This is a genomic window from Streptomyces sp. P17 (assembly GCF_032436805.1).
GTDB lineage: Bacteria > Actinomycetota > Actinomycetes > Streptomycetales > Streptomycetaceae > Streptomyces.
Genome location: NZ_JAVRBF010000854.1, coordinates 1 through 270 on the forward strand (window position 1 = coordinate 1; position 270 = coordinate 270).

The 270-nt window shown below is 44.8% G+C and carries 1 pseudogene; it reads right to left on the reverse strand.

The features are described from left to right. Window positions 1–270 (reverse strand): annotated as a pseudogene (locus RMT89_RS43220) (dTDP-4-amino-4,6-dideoxygalactose transaminase); the annotation flags it as partial.

A 270-nucleotide genomic window follows, 5' to 3' on the forward strand; every position in this document is an offset into this window, starting at 1 on the left:
CTTTCACTGTGGCTAGTTGTTATGTAGTCATCACCATTGAACCTCCCAAATTTCTTGCCTGCTTTTGCTGAATGTAGAGGGACATAGTGGAAAACTGCCTGAATGTCGTTTGCTTTAAGGTACTCTAGCAGTGCGGTACGCTCACTGAGGTCTGCCACTTTAAGGTAAAATATGTGAGCGTTTTGAGTACAGGTTGCGGGGATGGTCGGTAGTTTAATTTTTCCTGCTTCTTGCAGTGGTAGCAAAGAATCATAGTACGCCTGCCAGCTT